The organism is Methanocalculus sp. (genome assembly GCF_029762515.1).
GTDB lineage: Archaea > Halobacteriota > Methanomicrobia > Methanomicrobiales > Methanocorpusculaceae > Methanocalculus.
The window spans coordinates 1-5,670 of the sequence record NZ_JARVGN010000113.1; the positions used below are offsets into that span (position 1 = coordinate 1).

General features: G+C 47.3%; 6 protein-coding genes and 1 pseudogene. 2 read left to right on the plus strand and 5 right to left on the minus strand.

What is annotated here, in order from left to right; all coding sequences use genetic code 11:
* The first annotated feature begins 301 nt into the window (after positions 1-301).
* Positions 302-1,519, plus strand: a complete 1,218-nt coding sequence (gene preA, locus QCH34_RS05405) for an NAD-dependent dihydropyrimidine dehydrogenase subunit PreA (protein WP_300331309.1) — start codon at positions 302-304, stop codon at positions 1,517-1,519.
* Positions 1,520-1,526: 7 nt separating this feature from the next.
* Here preA and QCH34_RS05410 read toward each other — a convergent pair whose 3' ends face one another.
* Both QCH34_RS05410 and QCH34_RS05415 read right to left on the minus strand, forming a co-directional pair.
* Positions 1,527-2,225, minus strand: a complete 699-nt coding sequence (locus QCH34_RS05410) for a DUF4013 domain-containing protein (RefSeq protein WP_300331312.1) — start codon at positions 2,223-2,225, stop codon at positions 1,527-1,529.
* Positions 2,226-2,291: 66 nt separating this feature from the next.
* Positions 2,292-2,846, minus strand: a complete 555-nt coding sequence (locus QCH34_RS05415) for a hypothetical protein (protein ID WP_300331315.1) — start codon at positions 2,844-2,846, stop codon at positions 2,292-2,294.
* A gap of 135 nt (positions 2,847-2,981) precedes the next feature.
* Here QCH34_RS05415 and QCH34_RS05420 point away from each other — a divergent pair, with 135 nt between their 5' ends.
* Positions 2,982-4,445, plus strand: coding sequence for an RNB domain-containing ribonuclease (locus QCH34_RS05420; protein ID WP_300331318.1), 1,464 nt, complete (start codon positions 2,982-2,984; stop codon positions 4,443-4,445).
* Positions 4,446-4,509: 64 nt separating this feature from the next.
* Here QCH34_RS05420 and QCH34_RS05425 read toward each other — a convergent pair whose 3' ends face one another.
* From QCH34_RS05425 to QCH34_RS05435, 3 genes and pseudogenes are all read right to left on the minus strand, one after another.
* Complete coding sequence (locus QCH34_RS05425; protein WP_300331322.1) at positions 4,510-4,965, minus strand: hypothetical protein; 456 nt, start codon at positions 4,963-4,965, stop codon at positions 4,510-4,512.
* A gap of 151 nt (positions 4,966-5,116) precedes the next feature.
* Complete coding sequence (gene albA, locus QCH34_RS05430) at positions 5,117-5,392, minus strand: DNA-binding protein Alba (protein ID WP_300331327.1); 276 nt, start codon at positions 5,390-5,392, stop codon at positions 5,117-5,119.
* 8 nt (positions 5,393-5,400) lie between these two features.
* Positions 5,401-5,670 (minus strand): annotated as a pseudogene (locus tag QCH34_RS05435) (Asd/ArgC dimerization domain-containing protein); the annotation flags it as partial.

Here is a 5,670-nt window from a genome sequence, read left to right on the forward strand (position 1 = left end):
GCCAAGTGCCCTCATCAGGAGTGTCCATTTGAACAGCCCGGTCACAAATACAACAACAAACAGAACTGCCATTCCGATATCGATACACCACCGGATCACCTGCATATCAGCCATAATCTGCACCCTTGATGCACAATATGCAGTCAGGGTTCATGGTTGTTTCCTCTTACAATGGAAATAAGCATTCTCAGATATGAAAAGAGCGCCCCGATCTGTTCCCGCGGATAATCAGGAAACCTCTGGCTCGGAATAGAATAACCAAAGGTTCTTTTCCTGAAGAGGAATATCTAACCGTGCTGTGATGAAAAAAATGCAAGACTCCCCTCTCCTGAAAACAACACTCGGCTCCCTTACCCTTGAGAACCCATTCATACTCTCATCAGCTCCCCCTACATCGAATGGCCAGATGATTCGGCGGGCTTTTGGGGCCGGATGGGGAGGCGCCGTTATCAAAACGATAACCCCCGACGATATGCCGATTAGGGATGTATCTCCTCGTTTTACTGCATGGAAAAGCGAATGTAATGACCTGTTGGGATTTGAAAATATCGAGCTGCTCAGCAAGCACAGCGTCTCATACTGGGTACAGGAGATCGGAGCTATCAAATCCGAGTTCCCCGATAAGATCCTGATCGCAAGTATCATGGGCTCCCCTGATCCGGCCACATGGCAGGATCTTGCAGAAGATGTGCAGAATGCCGGGTGCGATGCGATTGAACTGAATGTATCCTGCCCCCATGGCATGCCTGAAGCGGGTATCGGCTCAGCAATAGGGCAGAACCCCCGGATGGTTCAGGATCTCACACAGATGGTGGTAAAAGTCGCAGATGTTCCGGTCTATGTCAAGCTTACCCCCAATATCACTGATATAAGCCCTGTTGCCCTCGCTGCTGCACTTGGCAGAGCCGATGGCATATCTGCAATCAATACGGTCAGCTGCATGTTTGGCATAGATATCGATACTTTGACCCCTCTTCCGAACGTGGATGGTTATTCAACCTATGGGGGGTATTCAGGCCCAGCGATCAGGCCTATCGGACTCCGGATGGTCTCACAGATCGCAAAAACCGTTCCTCTTCCCATCATGGGTATTGGCGGGATCAGCAGGTGGCAGGATGCCGTCCAGTATTTACTCCTTGGTGCATCTGCTGTACAGGTTTGCACCGCTGTCATGTGGAATGGCTATGGTATCGTCAGAGGGATGAAGAAGGGGCTTACTGACTATCTGAAAGAGAAAGAATATTCTTCACCCGATGAACTCAGGGGCTTATGTCTGGATACATTGACAAGCCACCAGTCACTCGATCGAAAACTACGAATCCGCCCCCACATAAGCAATCCTGCATCATGTATCCGATGCGGCCGGTGTGTCATCGCATGCCGGGATGGAGGACACCAGGCAATCGAGCTGAAAAGTGACGGTGTTGTGATCAATACTGCTGCCTGCGATGGTTGCGGTCTCTGCATCCAGATCTGCAGTACCGGCACGCTTGAAAAGGAATCCTATTCCGCCGTTTAGGAACAGACTACTCCGGGAGAGTCTCATAGATCATCGTGATATACCGTGCCGAGAAGACTGCCAGCACGGGAGTAAAGATGATGAGGAGAGCCCATCCAATCTCCGGCACCTGAAGAAGCAGATATTCGATTAAACCTATGATTATGGCAAGGAGGAAGAGGGCGATTATATAGTTCAATCGTCCGATATGCCCGATTATCTTCTGGATCTCAAAGAACCTGAATGCCTCTCTCATAAGGCCGGTTCGCGAAAATCGAACAAGAGCTATCGGCAGATTGATCCCGATCAGGAAGGTATAGATGACGATAGCAAGCCCTGTTAGAAAACCAAAGGCAAAGAGCACTTCCTCAGGAACAATACCTGTTCCGGATACAAGCCCTGACAGGGCATCTTCATCTCCGAAAATGAGAGTAATCAGAAGAGGAGCAGCAATAATGGCGATTGGTACCGTATAGATCAGCTTGATTACGAAGAGTTTCAATCCATTGAAGAAGAGGGCGCCAAAGACAGGCTCATCATCGATGAATTCATAAGGATTGTCTGTTTGGGATGGCATCTTCCCCCGGTATATCTCGACCATGTAGCCGAGAAAAATGGGATAGAGAAGATATTTCGAGATGATGAAGAGGATCCACCTGCTCTGTTTTCCAAGAAACGCATCCTTTGTATAGAGAAAGGAATTGATGAGCAGCCGGTCAAAATCCACAAGAGTCCCTCATCTATTACGGTGCCTCATTCCTAATTTAGGGTGGGAAGTTTTTTGAAGAGACATTTATCTTCCTTTCTTCTTCAGTTCATCAAGTTCCAGGCGAAGCCTCGTAATCTCTCTTCTGTCTGATCCATTCTCAAGGAAACCAAGACCGGTGATAATGAACATAAACGACATAAGCCCGATTCCGGCCATTGCAAGATTCATCATGGTGACGATATCATCACTCAGATCTCTCAGGTTTTCCGAGAGAGATCTCATGTTATCCGCCGTATTGATGAGATCATACCCGGTTTTATTCAAGGTACCGCCGATGGCATATAGCAATTCACCGCCATCTTCAAGCGGATCTCCTGCCCTGACCAGGGGGATCATATTGATGAGTCGTCCGGCATCCCTCATGTATCCGCCCACCTGCTCCATTGGATATCCCATTTCCTTCACAGATTCGCCAGTCGATCGGACGGAGTCCTCATGGAGCTCAATGATTGCACCGCTATCCTGCAATATTTGTTGTGCATCAGCGGCAGTTCCAAGAGTGTAGCTGTATCCGGTCCCAATAATGCCTAAAATGCCAAAAATAATGAGAATAATGCCAATTATCTCAGGTTTATTCAAAATCCACCTCTCAACAGATTACCAGAATAAATAGTTCGATCTGGCTTATAATTACTGGTAAAAACTACCAGACGACTGAGCGATGAGGTCAAAGCTCCAACAACTTCATCAGCAGTCGCACCATATTCATCTTTTATGCAGCCCAGCAATCCACCAGATCTCAGGAAGATAGCAGATGAGGCAATGGAGAAGTATGGCTTTCTGCCGACATTTCCAAAGAATGTCATCTCAGAAGTAAACAACCTCAATGATGAGATGAGACCGGAAGAGAGAAGATCTGCCCGTGATCTCAGGTCTCTTCTCTGGGTCTCAATTGACAATCATGACACTATGGATATTGACCAGATACAGTTCTGTGAAAAAAAGCCGAATGGCGAAATACAGGTGAAGATCGCAATAGCTGATGTCGATCATCTCGTTGGAAAAGGATCGGCAACCGATCGGCACGCTGCAAAGCATGGAACCTCAATTTATACCGGTGTTGTAACCTACCCGATGCTTCCGATCCGCCTCTCGGAAGATATCACCTCTCTCCACCCAACAAAAGACAAACTGGCAGTTGTTATCGAATATACCGTCCTTTCTGATGGATCAATCCGTCACGGGGATATCTATCCGGCCATCGTCCACAATAAAGCAAAGCTGGTGTATGAAGTTGTCGGAGAATGGCTCGAAAACAAGGGTGCTTTTCCCTATGAAGATCTTTATATTCCAAAACTCCCGGAACAGCTTCTCCTGCAGCATGAAGCAGCTCAAAAGATGAAGGCAGAGCGAGCAGAGCAGGGATTTCTTGATCTTGAAACAATAGAAGCATCGCCAGTTATGGTTGAGGGAAAAGTCACCGGCCTTGTCATCCAACAGGAGAGTCCGGCCCATTCTCTCATTGAAGAATTTATGATCTCCGCAAACAGGACACTTGTCGCCCGTCTGAATGAACGATCATTTCCGATGATCCAGCGGATTGTCAGGACTCCAAGGAACTGGCAGGGCATTGTAGAAGAGGCAGCCTCACACCATTTCAGGTTGCCTGCTGATCCTGATGTCCAGGCGCTTGCTTCATTTCTTATTACCCAGAAAAAGAAAGATCCCGAGACTTTTCCTGATCTCTCCCTTACCGTCGTCAAGCTCATGGGACCCGGGGAATATGTGGCAGTCGCGCCGGATCAGGATTCGGTTGGCCATTTTGCCCTTGCAGTAACAGATTATACCCATGGCACAGCACCAAACAGGCGGTATGTGGATATAATCATCCAGAGGCTGATCAAAGCCAGTATTGAGAGGCAAAAATCTCCCTATGACATAGATGAGCTGACTATGCTTGCCGGACATCTCTCTGCCTCAGAAAAAGCGGCAAATAAAGTGGAGCGGTTTGTGAGAAAAGCAGCAGGTGCTGTTCTTTTGATGGACAGGGTGGGTGAGACATTCAGGGGTCTTGTCACTGGCGCTTCAGAGAAAGGAACCTATGCCAGGATCATTGATCCCCCTGTTGAAGGGCGGATCGTAAAGAACATGGATGGATTAAAGGTTGGACAGAGAGTTCAGGTTCGCCTTTTAAAAACCGATCCTGAGAAGGGATATATTGATTTTGAGCGCATCTGATCCAAGGTGGATCTATCCGCTAAAAAACTCTTTTTAGATCTTGAAAGCCCTTTGTTAACCACGATTATGGCAGGGCAGCAAAGTACCCAAATCCTTCTTCCATCTGTTGAATCATAAAGAACTGACGAGTGGATTGTGGCGTCTGTATGTTAAGTTCAGGAATCGTTACCATGAATGAATGACGTGGGAACCAGAATGATCCATCCCCATAGTCAAACGATGCATCGTCTACGGTAAGAACAGCCCGTTCAAGATCGGCATACTGGATTTTTGCACCCTCAAAATTCATTGAACGGAGTAATTTTGTCCTGAGATCATGATTTCCAAGAAGCATAACCAATACCTGAACACCGGTATCGATTGAATAACTGACAGTAATAACCGCATCTGCCCCGTCAAGAGCGATATCAACGCTCTCATAAGTGATATAGCTGTACCTGTTTTCGGGATCAGATGCGGCAACAGGCATACAAAATAGGGCGAGTATAAAGAGTGACGCGACGAGAATGCCTGTTTTCATCAAAATATATTTGTTTCATATAAATATAGTGTTTCTGGTCGGAACCCTGTTGAACACATCTTCAGACATACAAGTATGGCACCTATTGAGACTATTGGAAAAAGAAGAAAAGATTGAATCCATCTTCAATCCGGGTAGGTGTAAAGGTGTTTCAGAGCGTCTTTGTGAGGATGATCTCGATACTGGATACATTGGTCCTGCCGGTATCCGTCTCAATCTCCTCTGTTGAGGTACAGATATCCTTTTTGCCAACACCCTCAAGGAATCGGTTTAAGGAAATCTCAGCAGTATCCACTGCACGTGAGATTGCTTTACCCCGGGCCTTGATGGCGACCATCTCCGCGCCATTATTGAATTGCGTCACTACTGCCAGTACATAATTCATAACCGGCTTGTTACCAACGAATACTGTGTTATCTGTCTGCATGTGATCCCTCAAATATAACCCTTTGTCTTCAATAGCTCAGCATTGAGGACAGACGCACCTGCTGCCCCCCTGATTGTGTTATGTCCCATAGCTGTGTAGCGGATACCTTCCCTGATCCTGCCGATTGAGACCGTCATCCCATTACCCCTGTTTCTATCAAGCCTGGTCTGGGGGCGATCTGGCTCTTCAAAGATGTGTAATGTCTCCTCTGGCTGGGTTGGCAGACCGGAGAATGATGGCCTCCATCTCTTAAAGGCGTCCCTGGCTTCAGCGGCACC